Origin of the sequence: Corynebacterium sputi DSM 45148, assembly GCF_000427865.1 — a bacterium.
GTDB lineage: Bacteria > Actinomycetota > Actinomycetes > Mycobacteriales > Mycobacteriaceae > Corynebacterium > Corynebacterium sputi.
The window spans coordinates 1-14,329 of the sequence record NZ_ATYV01000027.1 but is presented as its reverse complement, the minus strand read 5'-3'; the positions used below and the strand labels follow the sequence as shown (position 1 = coordinate 14,329).

Below are 14,329 nucleotides of genomic sequence, written 5' to 3'. Positions count from 1 at the left end.
CTCTGTGGCAAGGGCAAACCTGGACAAGAAGCCGATTGAGGTGTCGACGATGTTCGACGCCGTCGGCAAGCGATACGACCTCACGAACACGCTGATGACCGGTGGTCTCGACCGCTACTGGCGCAAGCGCATCACGGAGCGGTTGAACCCGCAGCCGGGGGAGAAGGTCCTGGACCTCGCGGCTGGAACGGCGATCTCTACCGAGGCTCTCGCAGAGAATGGCGCCTGGTGTGTCGCCTGCGACTTCTCCCGAGGCATGCTCCACGCCGGTGCGCACCGAGACGTTCCGAAGGTCTGCGGCGACGGCATGAACCTGCCCTTCGCCGACAACACCTTCGATGCCGTCACCATCACCTGGGGACTGCGCAATATCAACGATCCGGGTCTGGGCTTGCGGGAGCTGGCGCGCGTGACCAAGCCCGGCGGGCGCCTTACCGTGGCGGAGTTCTCCACCCCGATCATCCCGGTGTTTTCGTCCGTCTACATGAACGGCATCATGGCGGCGCTGCCGGCGATCGCTCGGGCGGCGTCCTCCAACCCGGACGCCTACGTGTACCTCGCGGAGTCCATCCGCGCATGGCCGAAGCAAGAAGAGCTCGCCCGCCTCATCAATGCCAATGGCTGGGAAGACTGCGGCTGGCAGAACCTCACCTTCGGTATCGCGGCGATGCATTCAGCCATCAAGCCGGAGTAGACACCCTCCTAGACATCACTCTTGCTCAGGCAACACTGGCAGTTCCTGGGCGCACAAGAGTGAAGCCGCTCGACGCGCGTTATTCAATATCGCGGTGGTAGTGGAGCAGAACAGTTTCCTGTCCCGACGGGGTTGTATCGCGAACAGCGTCTCCTCGAAGGAAGCCCGACCGTTCCAGTACGAGTTGAGACGCCTCGTTGTCGAGGACTGTTCTCGCTTGCACCATGGTGAATCCACTTCGACTGACCAAGTCCGCTGCAAGGTTCAGCGCTGCTCCGGCCTTTCCTCCGCCGCGGTGTTCGGGATGAATCCAAAAGCCAACCTCGACCTAGTCGCCTTCCACGTCGAAGAGTACGAGGCTACCTGCGAAATCGTCATTGGTGGGGTCCGCGATTGTGAGCATTGCCAGATCTCCGCGGTCTAGACCTTCCTGAATTGTTCCCTGGATAAGTGTTCGCACCGACTCCTCGGTGTATTTCGGCTCCGGAAGGTGAGCGAATTGGCGCACCATCGGATCGTCGGTTCCGGCGGCGTATGCGGCTGCGTCCTCGGGGCGCATCGCTCGAAGGATTGCCTGGCCGGTTCATAGTGGCAGCGGCGTAGAATCCAACATGACCGCAAACCTAACATAGTTCGCATAGCGTCGGCGGGGAGTGGGTACCGTGGGCCGCATGACACAGGCGACACCCCATAACCCGGCACAGAACCCCTTCCACATGGTGACCATTCCGGGCACCGACCTGGAGATAACCCCGCTCAACCTCGGCGGCAACACCTTTGGATGGACCTCCACCGAGGAAGAATCCTTCGACGTTCTTGACGCATTCGTGGCAGGTGGCGGCAACTTCATCGATACCGCGGACGTGTACTCCCAGTGGGCAGAAGGGCATTCTGGCGGCGAATCAGAGACTGTCCTTGGCAGCTGGCTCGCTACCCGAGGCAACCGTGAGGACATTGTCTTGGCGACGAAGGTCGGCTCTCTGGGCAGTGCCCCCGGCCTGACCCGAGACGTAGTCCTGCGGAACCTCGATGATTCTCTGGAACGGCTCCAGACCGGCGTGATTGATCTGTACTACTACCACTTCGACGATGAGTCAGTAGATATTATCGACCAGGTCGACACCGCCGCAGCCCTGGTCGACTCTGGCCGGGTGCGGTACATCGGACTGTCGAACTACCGCCCAGAGCGCATGCGCGAGTTCTTCGAAACAGCCCAGGTCCGCGACCGGCGCGCCATTCCAGTAGCGATCCAGCCCGACTACAGCCTGCTGGCCCGTAGTGGTTACGAAAATGACTTTCAGGGGATCGCCGAGGAATACGGCGTCGCCGTGTTCAGTTACTTCTCGCTCGCCTCGGGCCTGTTGACCGGCAAGTATCGTTCGGCCGACGATATCTCCGGCGCCGCTCGCGAAGCGATGGTCCGGCGCTATCTGGAGAAGGGATCCGACCCGTTTGGAGTCGTGGATATCCTCGTCGAGATCGCTGACCGCCATAGCGCCGAGCCGACCTCGGTGGCCTTGGCGTGGGTGCTGGCCAAGGGCGTCACCGCCCCGATCGCCTCGGCCAGCCGCGCCAGTCAGATTCCGGCGCTCCTCGCCGCAACACGGCTTCAGCTTTCCGACGACGAGGTCACGGCGCTGGACGTCGCCTCCGCTCAGTTCTAGCGCAGCCGCAGGTTCCGGTACCTATTGAGCACCGCGTGCACTTCCTGGGGTCGCGGCCGCGCGAGGTGACCCGGATGACCGGAACTGGGGGAGAGAACATCCAGGCCGCTCTCGCTGATCCGGGAAAATAGCTCCGCGACTAGATCTACAGTGCTCAGGCCCGACTCGGAGTCTGATTCAGCTGCAATGTCGGCAATTCGGTCCATCGCCAGCCCGAGCGCTGAGGTCTGCTCCGAATCCACCAATTGAGCAACGAGGCCCATGTCGATCGTGGTGTCCCCGTATTGAATCGCACGCGCACCGCGGACCTTCGCGGAGCGGAACTTGCCGGTCAAGCGCAGTGACTTTGCGTCTGGAATCCGAGGTGCGGAGTCGAAGCTGACTGAGTTCCGGTTCTGGTCCGGAGTTTCGGTGTGGGAGGTGGGGGATAGGGAGGCGTCGTAAAGCGAATGGGCTTTGTCCGTCACATCGACCGGCACGTACGTATCCAGGGCAATCACCTGGTCAGCCACGCCGAAGAAAGCGCCGGAACCTCCAGCGACGAGCACCGTGGACACCCCACGGCTCTCATACAAGGGCCGGACGCGGTCAACAAACGGGGTAATGGGCTCGCGATCAGACGGAATGAGGCGGCGCATTCGGTCGTCTCGGATCATGAAGTTTGTGGCGGAGGTGTCCTCATCGATGAGCAGCGCCGTCGCGCCGGCTTCGGTGGCCTCCACCAGATTCGTCGCCTGAGAGGTAGAACCGCTGGCATTTGTGGTGGTGAAAGCCCTGGTGTCGTCGCCGGTGGGCAGGTTGTCGATGAAGGGGGAAATGTTCACGCCGGTGGCCGGGCGCCCGTCCTCTGCTCGGACCGAGACAGCATCGGAGCGGGTAATGACCCACTCCCGACCATCACCTGCGATATGTGGATACACCCCGCGTTCGATCGCCCTAAGCAGGGTCGACTTGCCGTGGAACCCGCCGCCGACGATGACGGTGACTCCCTCCGGGATACCCATGCCCGTCACGGTGCGGCCGGTGGGGAGTTCGACACTGACCCGAAGTGACTCCGGACTTTGGAATGGCTCCGCGGTGGCAGAGGTCATCGGAAGATCAGAATCGCCAGCGGCCCTCGGCAGGACGCAACCGTCTCCGACGAATCCGACGAGCCGCCTGACTGCGAGTTGGGAGCGCAGATACTCCTGCTCCTGCAGCGTTACGACGTGCTCCTCAACCGCCCGCCGCTGATCCCCACTGAACCTCTCGTAGAGAAAGGTCTCCGCCACGATCGCGGGGATCGTGTCGCAGAGCAGCCGCTCTGCCTCGCGGCCTAAAACGCGTCGCCCTGCAGCGGGGAGGCTGACGTCGACCCTGGCTTCGATTCGATCGGGTGTCACCGAGATACCGGTGCGCTCTAGAACTTGTTGTCCGGCGCCGCCGATGCTGAGGCCTCCGGTGCTTTTCCCTTTACCGCCGGGCAGATGCGTCTTCTGCGACCGGGTCCACCGTCGAATAAGAAAGTCGGAAAGGGCGACCTGAGCCTGAGCAGACTCGTTCAGCGGACCGTGGTGCAGGGCGTCAGGGAAAGCACACGTGGGTGTGCTGATCGATACCCGCATCCGTGACGGGGGTGCATACGGATCCGCTTGGATGCGGTCGATATGCAAGGTGGCTACGGCATCGGAATCCGGCAGTGGCAGATCGAAAGTGCCACCGCCGAGGCGTTTGTATGATCCGTAGCCGGCGTTGTCGATGTCCCGAAGCAATTTCGACAGGTCGACGTCACTGCCAGTGGGGCGTGCGGACTGAGCGTCCGGGCGACGGCCACGATTCGGATTGCCGGGACCACCGCCGCGCCTGGGTCCGCCGGAGCGAGACCCTCTTGGGTGCTGTCGTCCACTATTTCGGCTGTTCATGCGTGCCTACTCTAGGCAAACAACTGACCCCCGGCAGCCGTGCAGCGCACGGCCCTGGGGGAGTGGGGCGGAGGAAAAACTAGGTCGCCTGGAGCTTCTTCGCCTTGCCGATGGCAGCGGGCTCGTCGAGGACCTTGTCCATGTCCTCCAGGGTCATTCCCTTTGTCTCTCGGATGTACCGGATGGCAAAGATCAGCGAGATCACCGCGAACACTGCGTAGATGCCATAGGTCATTCCCAGCGAGATATCCCGCAGGCCCGGGAAAGAGACTGTCACCAGGAAGTTCGTCATCCACTGACCGAAGGTGGCCAGGGACAGGGCGGCTGCGCGGATGCGGTTCGGGAACATCTCGCCGAGCAGCACCCACATAATCGGGCCCCAAGACATACCGAAGGCAATGACAAACACGTTGGCTGCGACCAGCGCGATCGGTCCGCCGGCGCCGGTGAGCACCGGTTCGCTGTCCACCACCGGGGAGGCGCCGAAGACGATCGCCATCGCGGTCAGCGAGACGATCATTCCCGAGGAACCGATGATCAGCAGTGGCTTGCGGCCGATCTTGTCCACGAAGATGATGGCGACGATCGTGGTGGCAATGTTGATGATCGAGGTAAGGACCGAGAACGTGAATGCTTGCGACTCGTCGAATCCGACGGACTCCCACAGCACGTTCGAGTAGTAGAAGATCACGTTGATACCGACGAACTGCTGCAGCATCGCCAGACCCAGACCGACCCAGACAATCGCGTAGATCTTGCCGGTCTTCTTGTTCTTCAGATCCTTCCAGGACGGATCCTTCTCGGCGTCCAGGCTCTGCTGAATACGGTCGATGGTGAATTCCATGTTCTTCTCACCGAGCAGAAGCGAGAGGACCTTGCGTGCCTCCGGAATTCGCTGCTTTGCGACGAGGAATCGGGGAGACTCCGGGATCGTGAAAGCGAGCACTCCGTAGATGATGGCGGGGAATGCGACAACGAGGAACATCCAGCGCCACGCCTCAAGACCGAACCACAAGGTTTCTCCGGAGCCGCCGGCGGCTCGAGCCAACATCGAGTTGATCAGCAGCGCCAGGAAGATGCCAGAGACAATCGCCAGCTGCTGCAGTGACCCCAGCCGGCCGCGGATTCGAGCCGGGGAGACCTCCGCAATGTAGGCCGGTGCGATGACAGACGCGAAGCCGACACCAGCGCCGCCGATGAGGCGGAAGATGATGAACACCCATAGTCCGAACGTGCCTTCAGGAGCTAGGGCACAGATGATCGCAGTAGAGAAGAACAACACCGCCGCGATCTTCATCACCCAGATACGCCCGACTTTGTCGGCGATGCGTCCCGCGGTTAGCGCTCCGGTTGCTGCTCCGATCAAGGCGGAGGCGACGGCGAATCCGAGAAGACCCGAACTGATGTCATACACACGGCCGAGGGCATTGACCGCTCCGTTGACTACGGCACTGTCATAGCCAAACAAGAGGCCGCCGAGTGCGGCGACGCTGGCGATGCGGACGACACCTTTGGCGTCTCCACCATCATCCATTTGGGCTCCGCCCAACGGGTCGTCTTCTGCTACAGATGCTTGGTCGCTCATGGCGAGCCAACCTTTCCTGATTGTTTCGGGCACGCGACGAGGCCCGGGCCAGCCGGGTCAACTGTCTTACGCGGGAAGGAGGGGATATCGGGGAAAGCGGAGATATTTGATTTTCCTTAACGATAAGTGTGTGACATGAATTACACAATGAATTGATTCCCGGGCTTGCGCATCGCCCGTGCGGAGGCCGTAGGTGCGAAGGGGTGCCCAGTCTGGTCCTTGTTCCATCGTGGCCAGATCAGGGCATGCGTCGCGATGCGGCGACCCCTGGTGAAGGTCCTGCGCATGGTCGGGGTAACGCTGTAGTAGTGCAGTTGCTCACTTATTCTCGGAGACTTCCGTGGTGAGGCCACCGCCCGGTTGTCCGGCTACCCCCTACCGTGTGTGAACCGGTGGAGCGAACCCCCGTCCGGTGGAACTATGGAGCTATGGCTGCTGCAGAAAAATCAAAGGTCACCGTGGTGGGAGCGGGTGCGGTTGGATCTGCAACCGCGTACGCCATGCTCATCCGTCACACCGCACATGAGGTCGTTCTCTACGACATCAACGAAACTCGGGTCCGCGCTGAAGCGCTCGACTTGGCACACGGGGCCATGTTTACCGGCTCCAGTTCTGTCACCGGATCCGCTGACATCGCCGACACCGCAGGTTCACGCGTCATCGTCGTCACCGCCGGTGCCGCACAAAAGCCCGGGCAGACCCGCCTGGAGCTGATCGAAACCAACGCGAAGATCTTCGCCACGATGATCCCGCAATTGAAGAAGCAGTCTCCGGACGCCATCTTCGTCATCGTCACCAACCCCTGTGATGTCCTCACAATGCTCGCCGTTGAGCGGACCGGCGCGGACCCGGCCCGCATGTTCGCTTCCGGCTGTGTGCTGGACAGTTCCCGTTTCCGCTGGTTGTTGGGCGAGAGGGCTGGCATCGCGCCACGCTCAGTCCACGCATCCATCGTCGGTGAGCACGGCGACACCGAATTCCCCTTGTGGTCCACCGCGACCATCGGCCAGGTGCCGCTGCTGGAGTGGACCCGCGATGGGAAGAAGGTGTTCGCGCCTGAGGACCTTGACGACATTGCCGAAAAGGTCCGCAACGCCGCCTACGAAATCATCGAAGGCAAGGGCGCCACGAACTACGCCATCGGACTGTCCGGTGCCGTGATCACTGAGGCGATCATGCAGGACTCCAACTCGATCCTGCCGGTCTCCCCAGTTCTCAGTGATTACAAGGGAATCGACGGCGTCGCATTGTCGGTGCCGTGCATCGTCAACGCTGACGGCGCGCACCCGATCCACGAGACCACCTTCTCCGAGAAGGAACTGGACCTGCTCCAAAAGTCCGCCCACACTCTCACCGAGACTGCGAACAACGTCCGTTCCAGCCTCTGATTAGACTCGACGCGGCCCTGGGTCCTCAGGCCCAGGGCTTTCGCGTGTCTAGCGCCATGGAGGTTCTGCCAGCGGTTCGCCACAGCCGGGCCACAATGTCCTTATCCTGCTCAGTCACCAGGTTGCCCATCAGTCGGGCAGCGACAGACATCAGCGAACTGCCATACGGAGCGCCGATGGTCACCGGTCCGACGGTTGGCAGGAACTGCGGCACTGTCAGCAGCTTGGCCAGTCGACGAGCCAGAGAGAAGCCTTCGCCGTAGTGCTCGCGCAGGGCAGCGGGCCAGGAGTGCACCAGGCCGTCGGGGTCGCCAGCGGTTGCCAGAATCAAGTCCACCGCCAGCCGCGCAGATTCCATTCCGTAGTCGATGCCCTCGCCGTTAAGCGGGTTGACCAGCGCCGCAGCATCGCCGATGAGCGCCCAGTTCACACCCGCCACATTCGAGACCGCTCCGCCCATCGGCAGAAGTGCGGAAGTGACGTTCTGCGGCTCACTCAAGCCCCATTCCTCGCGAACGGTGCCTGCGTAGTGGTGCAGCAACTTCTTCACGTTCGCCCGTGCGGGCCGGGAATCAGTGGCCAGGGCGCCGCAGCCGAGGTTGACCTGTTCGCCATCGCCGGCGATGTCACCGAGAGGGAAGATCCAGCCGTAACCCGGATGAGCGATGCCGGAGGCGTCGCGAAGCTCCAGATGGGAGTGGATCCATTCCTCGTGCACATCGGTGTGGCAGTACGACCTCGCGGCGACACCAAACACCTGATCGCGGTGCCACACTCGCCCCAGACGCTTCCCGACGGTCGATCGCACCCCATCGGCCACCAGCAAATACTTCACCTGGACGGTGTGGGTTCCATCCGGTCCCTTCAGGACCGCATGGGTTACGCGCCTAAGAGAAGGCTTTACGACGTCAACAACCTCATACCCATCCGCCACTACTGCCCCGGATTCAGCTGCATGGTCGAGAACTAAAGCATCGAATTCAGTGCGGGGCACAGCAGCGCCAATGGGCGGAAAATCCCGGCTCTCCGGCCATGGCGCAGTGACCGTTCCGCCGAATCCGTGCAGTTTCAGCCCACGGTTCACCGTATTAGCGGTGACCTTCTCCGACAGCCCCAAGCGGGACAGTTCCGCCATGGCACGAGGGGTCAGCCCGTCACCGCAGGTCTTGTCACGTGGGAAAGTGCGTGAATCTGCAACCAGTGTGTCCAGTCCTGCGGCAGCGGCATGGGCGGCTGCGGCTGCGCCGGTGGGTCCGCCGCCGACGACCAGCACGTCCACGGAAGCCGGAATCTGGGAGAAATTTCCCTGACCAGGGGTTCGGCCCGGATTGGCGTTGTTGGAAGGTGCGTCGTCTCGCATTGCCACAGACTAACCGACGCCCGGGGTGCCTCCCGCAGGGGCGCATACGCGTACGTAGGTCCAGTCCACTACGGTAAGTTCAATTAGACCCTTGACCATCACGAGGCAGGACCCTTTATGCGAACTGGCGGTAGTACCGCGAAGGATGCCCAGCGCACGTCGGGGCTTGGTGTCTCCAGCGCAGACCTGGGAGATCCCGAGCTCGAAGCAGTGATTACCGCGGGTATGCAGAAATGCGAAGACCTGCTGACTGAAGAGGTCAGTAGGGGCGCGTCATTCCTCGTGGAGCAGGTTGGTCATCTGGCGAAGGCTGGCGGCAAGCGCTTCCGTCCGATGCTCGCAGTTCTTGGGTCCCAGTTCGGGCCGAATCCTGACTCTCCGGCCGTCACTCAGGCGGCGACGGTGGTCGAGCTGACTCACCTGGCCACGCTTTATCACGATGACGTGATGGACGAGGCGGACATGCGCCGTGGCGTGGAGTCCGCCAACTCCAGGTGGACTAACTCCATCGCGATCCTCTCTGGTGACTATCTGTTCGCCGCGGCGTCCAGGCTTCTGGCACACCTCGGCACCGACACCGTTGCTCATTTTGCGGAGACGTTCCAGGAATTGGTCACGGGCCAGATGCGCGAATCTCTCGGCTGCCCAGAAGGCGGCGACGAGATCGAGCACTACATGGCAGTTATCCAGGAGAAGACCGGTGTGCTCATCGCCTCGGCTGGATCCCTGGGGGCCAGGCATGCTGGTGCTGATCAATCGGTGATCGATGCGCTGGGTAGTTACGGCGCGAAGGTGGGCCTGGTCTTCCAGATCGTCGACGACATCATCGACATCGCCTCCGTCTCTGACGAATCCGGCAAGACCCCTGGCACCGATCTGCGCGAGGGAGTCTTTACCCTCCCAGTTCTCTACGCCCTGCGTGAAGAAGGTCCGGTGGGAGACAGGCTCCGCGAGATCCTCGTCGGACCTGTCACCGATAACGCCCTCGTAAACGAAGCCCTCGACCTCCTCCGCCAGTCCTCCGGTGCCGATCGCGCACTGGAGACCGTGCAGCGACTGATCGATGAGGCCGAAGCCGCTATCGCTGACCTTCCGGACATCCCCGCGAAGGCAGCCCTGTCGCAGTTGGCGAATTACACGGTTCGTCGCGTCGGGTAGTTCCGGCTCTAAGGCCTCGATAGTCGCTGTATCCAGCGGGTTTGGTGAGTGACAGGCCTCTGGGTAATATTTGCTCCGCACCCGAGAGGTTGCACGCCAGATTGCCCGAGCGGCCAAAGGGAGCGGACTGTAAATCCGCCGGCATTGCCTACGTTGGTTCGAATCCATCATCTGGCACCACAGAGAAGGACTCCGCAAATTATTGCGGGGTCCTTCTTGCATGTCCGGGGGTCCTCATTAGTGGGGAAGTGGGACCTCGCCCTTCCAACGTGGCCAGAGCGCCCTCTACTGGTTGCAGATCTAGGACCGTAGTGAAACGTTCGCAGGGTGTCGGCGCCACGTCCGAAGGCGATTCCTTCGTCAGGTGTCCCGGGAGGGCACTGTGGGGCTCTCTGGCGTGTGCGGGGACTTGCTGGAGCCCGCCGGCTGCAAGCGGCCGCAATGATGCATGAAAAGCGACCTAAAAGGCGAGCAGTTCTATGCGACTACCTGGGGATTTGTGTTCGCGGCGCGATATTGGTTAATCTCTTGGAGGCTTCAACGGAGGGCCGCAGAACAGCGCAGTACAGCGCAGGTAGCGGCCAGCCCCAGAGGCTACGCCCCCTTAGCTCAGTCGGTAGAGCGTTTCCATGGTAAGGAAAAGGTCGACAGTTCGATTCTGTCAGGGGGCTCAGTTGCTCTAGGGCCGCCGTGGTCTCACGGTGGCCCTAATTTCAACTAAGGCGATGTAGCTCAGATGGTGAGAGCGCACGACTCATAATCGTGAGGTCGGGGGTTCGATCCCCCCCATCGCTACCGGTGAACATTCACCGCTCAGATCCGGCCCCGTGCTAGGGTTGGGAACCGTTCGTGAGTCTTCACGGATGGATGAAGGGGCGTAGCTCAATTGGCAGAGCAGCGGTCTCCAAAACCGCAGGTTGCAGGTTCAAGTCCTGTCGCCCCTGCAATATCCCCAACAGCAATCTTCATCTAGGAGAGACGTGGCCGAGCAGAACAGCAATTCCGGAGCAGGCGCAGAGCGTCCGTCCGGTAAGCGTCAGGCTCGCGGTGTGTCCGCCCCTGCATCTTCCGTTTCCACCCAGGCTCCGGCGCGTCAGCGCGAAGTCAAGGAAAACTCCGCAAACGGAAACCCCTTTACCTTCCTCAAGCAGGTCATTGAAGAGATCCGTAAGGTCATCTGGCCGACCGGTCGTCAGATGGTTACCTACACGATCGTCGTGATGATCTTCCTGGTCATCACCCTGGCTATCGTGTGGACAGTTGACTTCGCCGCGGGTGAAGGTGTCCGGGCCCTGTTCGAAGCCGGCTGATTTCTGGGCTATACTGACCACAGATGATTGATCCCGCCACCGTCCAACGGTAGGCGGGTTTAGTTTTGGCAGGGTCGCGCTCAGCGGGACGGTCCGTGACGGGCCCGTCGTGCGGCACGATCCCAGGACGACGAAGGACACAGGAAGGCATCCGCCATGATTGACGAGAACAACATTTTCTCTGACGCGAACACCGGTGACAGCACGGCCAACGCGCACGAGGCATCGATGACGGAGGCGGATATCGACGACGCCGTCGCTACCGCAGAAGCCACCCCGGAGGTATCCCCGGAAGCCCCGGAGACCCCGGAAGGCGAAGCAGTGGAACCCGCCGCCGAGGCCGCTGCCCCCGCCGGCGAAGAAGCCCCGGAGGAAGGCTCCGACCCGGAGCAGGAGTACCGCCGTCGTCTGCGCGAGTTCCAGCGTGAGCTCAAGCGCCGCAAGGGTGACTGGTACATCATCCAGTGCTACTCCGGCTACGAGAACCGCGTGAAGACCGACCTGGAAATGCGTGCCCAGACCATGGGTATCGATGAGCAGATCCACGAGGTTGTCGTGCCCCTCGAAGAGGTCGAGGAAATCAAGGATGGCAAGCGCAAGGTCGTCAAGCGCAAGCTGCTGCCGGGCTACGTCCTAGTCCGAATGTCCCTGGACGATCCGTCCTGGTCCGTCGTCCGTGACACCCCGGGTGTCACCTCCTTCGTCGGCTCCGAGGGCCACCCGACTCCGGTGAAGATCCGCGAAGTCGCCAAGTTCCTGATGCCGAAGGAGACCGTCAAGGCAGGAGCCGTGGAGGACACCTCCGAGGGCACGTCCGTGGCTTCTGCTCCGGCACCGCAGAGGGAGCAGGTCAGCGTCGGTTACGAGGTCGGTGAGTCCGTCACGATCCTCTCCGGCCCGTTCGCCTCCGTCGCGGCGACCATCTCCGAGATCGATCCGGTCACCGGCCGCATCAAGGCTCTGGTTTCGATCTTCGGCCGCGAAACCCCGGTTGAGCTCGGTGTCGATGAGGTCGAGAAGCTCAACTAAGAGCTCCTAGAAGCACCCGCTTTACGACGTCCTGCTCCACATCCCCAACCCCCACTCCCGAGGTGGAGGTTGAGGAAAGTGGGGGAGGGGAACGTCGGGAAGCGGGTCTTTTTTCTTTTCCTGCTCTGCGGGCGTACACTGTCCGTTTGTGCATGCCGACGTCCGGATGCCTCACACTCGAGGCACCGTGATCGACGGACACTGCGGGGCAATGACGTGCCACCACCCGAAAGTCACCGGGTGGCGGAGCAGAACCAACCGCAGCGACCGTGAGGCGTGAACGTCCGCTCCCACCGAGGACAAGCCCCGTCTGCCGTACCTGACGGAACCCGGCCCCCACGGTGACGAACACGAGGAATCAGGAAGAATATGGCTCCCAAGAAAAAGAAGCTTCAGGCAGTTATCAAGCTGCAGATCCAGGCAGGCGCCGCTAACCCGGCACCGCCGGTCGGCCCCGCGCTCGGTGCGCAGGGTGTCAACATCATGGAGTTCTGCAAGGCGTACAACGCTGCGACTGAAAACCAGCGCGGCAACGTCATCCCCGTTGAGATCAACGTCTACGAGGATCGCACCTTCGACTTCAAGCTCAAGACCCCGCCGGCAGCCAAGCTGCTGCTGAAGGCCGCAGGCCTGCAGAAGGGCTCCGGAGTTCCGCACACCGACAAGGTCGGTTCCGTCACGATGGACCAGTGCCGCGAGATCGCCGAGCAGAAGAAGCCGGACCTCAACGCCAACGACATCGAGGCGGGCGCCAAGATCATCGCCGGCACCGCCCGCTCCATGGGCATCGTCGTCGAGGGCAACTAAGTCCCACTTCGGGCAACGGAACTCTCCGCTGTCCAGCCCAGCACTATGGGCGAAAACCAGAAATGTGGAAGAGCCAGCTATCGGCCCGCACCACAACTCCAAGTACGTGATTGGAACGTGACATGAGCAAGAACTCCAAGGCTTACAAGGCCGCACTCGAGAAGATCGACCAGGGTCGCGTCTACTCCCCGATCGAGGCAACTGCCCTCGCGAAGGAGACCTCCTCGAAGAACTACGACGCTTCCGTGGATGTCGCCATCCGCCTCGGCGTTGACCCCCGCAAGGCTGACCAGCTGGTCCGCGGCACCGTCTCCCTGCCCAACGGCACGGGTAAGACCGTCCGCGTCGTCGTCTTCGCCGCTGGCGAGAACGCCACCAAGGCTGAAGAGGCTGGCGCTGACGTTGTCGGCACCGACGAGCTGATCGAGCGCATCCAGGGCGGCTGGACCGACTTCGATGCTGCGATCGCTACCCCGGACCAGATGGCCAAGGTCGGCCGCGTTGCGCGAGTCCTCGGACCGCGTGGCCTGATGCCGAACCCGAAGACCGGCACCGTCACCACCGACGTTGCTAAGGCTGTTGCTGAGATCAAGGGCGGTAAGATCTCCTTCCGCGTTGACAAGGCTTCCAACCTGCATGCAACCATCGGCAAGGCATCCTTCTCCGCTGAGCAGCTCGCCGAGAACTACGGCGCACTGTTCGATGAGATCCAGCGCCTGAAGCCGTCTGCCGCTAAGGGCAAGTACGTCAAGAAGGTCACCCTCTCCTCGACCTCCGGCCCGGGAATCCCGGTCGACGAGTCCGTGGAGAAGAACTACACCGGCGCTGCTGAGTAGTTTTTCACCAGTACCGCCAGGCTCGCCTGGCGTAGTGCTCGCTGAGCACGGTTAACCCCGTGCTTCCCGACGCCCCCATCCCAGATCCCAGATCTGCACGATGGGGGCGTCTTTCATGTCTCCTATCTGTCCGGCGCCTCTCCCATCCCCTTCACCTCGCCTGACCTGCCCGATTCATTCCGCCTGATCCCCTCGGCCTGATCCCCTCGGCTTGTTCTCCTCTGGTTGATCCCCTCCGCCTGATCCCCTCCGCCTGATCCCGTCCGCCGTGCCCTGCACCCCGGCGAGTCCCAGACGTCACTCTGAACCCACCCTCCTTTCATGAAGTGAACCCCAAAAGTTGGAGAGAAGACCACAAAGTCCCACTCCAACCACCAAAGGGGAAAGCACTATGGGTGACACACCCAAAGATTTCAGAGACCCAGCCATGAGGGCCCGCGGCGGAGAACTAATCAAACAAGGCTACGGCTACCGCAGAATCACCGAGATCATGGGCACGAAGGTCGATCAAACCCGTGATTTCTACGATCGGTACCGCGCCTTTGGCGAAGACCTAGCCGGCAATAGTTCCGGTCGGCAGATATTCACTGACGCTCA

Annotated in this window: 13 protein-coding genes, 4 tRNA genes and 1 pseudogene; 13 read left to right on the top strand and 5 right to left on the bottom strand. The window is 61.9% G+C overall.

Going from position 1 to position 14,329, the window contains the following annotated elements; all coding sequences use genetic code 11:
• Positions 1 to 4: 4 nt before the first annotated feature.
• Entirely contained in the window at positions 5 to 694 is a 690-nt protein-coding gene (locus YWU_RS0112225) for a demethylmenaquinone methyltransferase (protein ID WP_027020696.1), read from the top strand.
• Between the two features lie 79 nt (positions 695 to 773).
• On the opposite strand, the pseudogene YWU_RS18950 reads toward YWU_RS0112225, so the two are convergent.
• Positions 774 to 1,010: pseudogene (locus YWU_RS18950) on the bottom strand (GNAT family N-acetyltransferase); the annotation flags it as partial.
• Between the two features lie 12 nt (positions 1,011 to 1,022).
• On the bottom strand, positions 1,023 to 1,253 hold the full coding sequence (locus tag YWU_RS18470) for a GNAT family N-acetyltransferase (protein WP_205618336.1): 231 nt from the start codon (positions 1,251 to 1,253) through the stop codon (positions 1,023 to 1,025).
• A 157-nt stretch (positions 1,254 to 1,410) separates the two neighbouring features.
• On the opposite strand from YWU_RS18470, the gene YWU_RS0112215 reads away from it, so the two are divergent.
• Positions 1,411 to 2,358: an aldo/keto reductase gene (locus YWU_RS0112215; RefSeq protein WP_034647847.1), complete on the top strand. Its 948-nt coding sequence runs from the start codon at positions 1,411 to 1,413 to the stop codon at positions 2,356 to 2,358.
• Here YWU_RS0112215 and YWU_RS0112210 read toward each other — a convergent pair.
• The gene (locus tag YWU_RS0112210) at positions 2,355 to 4,259 is read right to left on the bottom strand and encodes an ABC-ATPase domain-containing protein (RefSeq protein ID WP_084142166.1); all 1,905 of its coding nucleotides are present in this window, start codon (positions 4,257 to 4,259) and stop codon (positions 2,355 to 2,357) included. The genes YWU_RS0112215 and YWU_RS0112210 overlap by 4 nt on opposite strands.
• Positions 4,260 to 4,338: 79 nt before the next feature.
• Entirely contained in the window at positions 4,339 to 5,844 is a 1,506-nt protein-coding gene (locus YWU_RS16735; RefSeq protein WP_051260337.1) for a sugar porter family MFS transporter, read from the bottom strand.
• Positions 5,845 to 6,272: 428 nt separating this feature from the next.
• On the opposite strand from YWU_RS16735, the gene YWU_RS0112200 reads away from it, so the two are divergent.
• Positions 6,273 to 7,232: an L-lactate dehydrogenase gene (locus tag YWU_RS0112200; RefSeq protein WP_027020693.1), complete on the top strand. Its 960-nt coding sequence runs from the start codon at positions 6,273 to 6,275 to the stop codon at positions 7,230 to 7,232.
• 25 nt (positions 7,233 to 7,257) lie between these two features.
• On the opposite strand, the gene YWU_RS0112195 is transcribed toward YWU_RS0112200, so the two are convergent.
• The gene (locus YWU_RS0112195) at positions 7,258 to 8,592 is read right to left on the bottom strand and encodes a geranylgeranyl reductase family protein (protein WP_084142164.1); all 1,335 of its coding nucleotides are present in this window, start codon (positions 8,590 to 8,592) and stop codon (positions 7,258 to 7,260) included.
• A gap of 117 nt (positions 8,593 to 8,709) precedes the next feature.
• Here YWU_RS0112195 and YWU_RS16730 point away from each other — a divergent pair, with 117 nt between their 5' ends.
• The 10 genes from YWU_RS16730 to YWU_RS16725 form a co-directional block, all read left to right on the top strand.
• A complete protein-coding gene (locus YWU_RS16730; protein ID WP_034647846.1) occupies positions 8,710 to 9,750 on the top strand; it encodes a polyprenyl synthetase family protein in 1,041 nt (346 codons plus the stop codon).
• A 95-nt stretch (positions 9,751 to 9,845) separates the two neighbouring features.
• Positions 9,846 to 9,930: transfer RNA gene (locus YWU_RS0112185), tRNA-Tyr, on the top strand.
• Positions 9,931 to 10,348: 418 nt separating this feature from the next.
• Positions 10,349 to 10,421, top strand: a tRNA-Thr gene (locus YWU_RS0112180).
• Positions 10,422 to 10,471: 50 nt separating this feature from the next.
• Positions 10,472 to 10,545, top strand: a tRNA-Met gene (locus YWU_RS0112175).
• A gap of 76 nt (positions 10,546 to 10,621) precedes the next feature.
• Positions 10,622 to 10,694: transfer RNA gene (locus YWU_RS0112170), tRNA-Trp, on the top strand.
• Between the two features lie 36 nt (positions 10,695 to 10,730).
• A complete protein-coding gene (secE, locus tag YWU_RS0112165; RefSeq protein WP_027020691.1) occupies positions 10,731 to 11,060 on the top strand; it encodes a preprotein translocase subunit SecE in 330 nt (109 codons plus the stop codon).
• A gap of 156 nt (positions 11,061 to 11,216) precedes the next feature.
• Positions 11,217 to 12,089: a transcription termination/antitermination protein NusG gene (gene nusG, locus YWU_RS0112160; RefSeq protein ID WP_027020690.1), complete on the top strand. Its 873-nt coding sequence runs from the start codon at positions 11,217 to 11,219 to the stop codon at positions 12,087 to 12,089.
• A 369-nt stretch (positions 12,090 to 12,458) separates the two neighbouring features.
• Positions 12,459 to 12,896 (top strand): 50S ribosomal protein L11, encoded by a 438-nt coding sequence (rplK, locus tag YWU_RS0112155; RefSeq protein ID WP_027020689.1) that lies wholly within the window; start codon positions 12,459 to 12,461, stop codon positions 12,894 to 12,896.
• Between the two features lie 122 nt (positions 12,897 to 13,018).
• Positions 13,019 to 13,732: a 50S ribosomal protein L1 gene (gene rplA / locus YWU_RS0112150; protein WP_027020688.1), complete on the top strand. Its 714-nt coding sequence runs from the start codon at positions 13,019 to 13,021 to the stop codon at positions 13,730 to 13,732.
• A 391-nt stretch (positions 13,733 to 14,123) separates the two neighbouring features.
• Positions 14,124 to 14,329, top strand: a 206-nt coding sequence (locus YWU_RS16725; protein ID WP_027020786.1) for a hypothetical protein, incomplete at its 3' end; no start/stop codon positions are given.

Coding starts and splice junctions, on each gene's coding strand:
- nusG (WP_027020690.1), top strand. CDS start 11,217: ATGATTGACGAGAACAACATTTTCTCTGACGCGAACACCGGTGACAGC.
- YWU_RS16735 (WP_051260337.1), bottom strand. CDS start 5,844: ATGAGCGACCAAGCATCTGTAGCAGAAGACGACCCGTTGGGCGGAGCC.
- rplA (WP_027020688.1), top strand. CDS start 13,019: ATGAGCAAGAACTCCAAGGCTTACAAGGCCGCACTCGAGAAGATCGAC.
- YWU_RS16730 (WP_034647846.1), top strand. CDS start 8,710: ATGCGAACTGGCGGTAGTACCGCGAAGGATGCCCAGCGCACGTCGGGG.
- YWU_RS0112215 (WP_034647847.1), top strand. CDS start 1,411: ATGGTGACCATTCCGGGCACCGACCTGGAGATAACCCCGCTCAACCTC.
- YWU_RS0112210 (WP_084142166.1), bottom strand. CDS start 4,259: ATGAACAGCCGAAATAGTGGACGACAGCACCCAAGAGGGTCTCGCTCC.
- YWU_RS0112195 (WP_084142164.1), bottom strand. CDS start 8,592: ATGCGAGACGACGCACCTTCCAACAACGCCAATCCGGGCCGAACCCCT.
- rplK (WP_027020689.1), top strand. CDS start 12,459: ATGGCTCCCAAGAAAAAGAAGCTTCAGGCAGTTATCAAGCTGCAGATC.
- YWU_RS0112200 (WP_027020693.1), top strand. CDS start 6,273: ATGGCTGCTGCAGAAAAATCAAAGGTCACCGTGGTGGGAGCGGGTGCG.
- YWU_RS18470 (WP_205618336.1), bottom strand. CDS start 1,253: ATGCGCCCCGAGGACGCAGCCGCATACGCCGCCGGAACCGACGATCCG.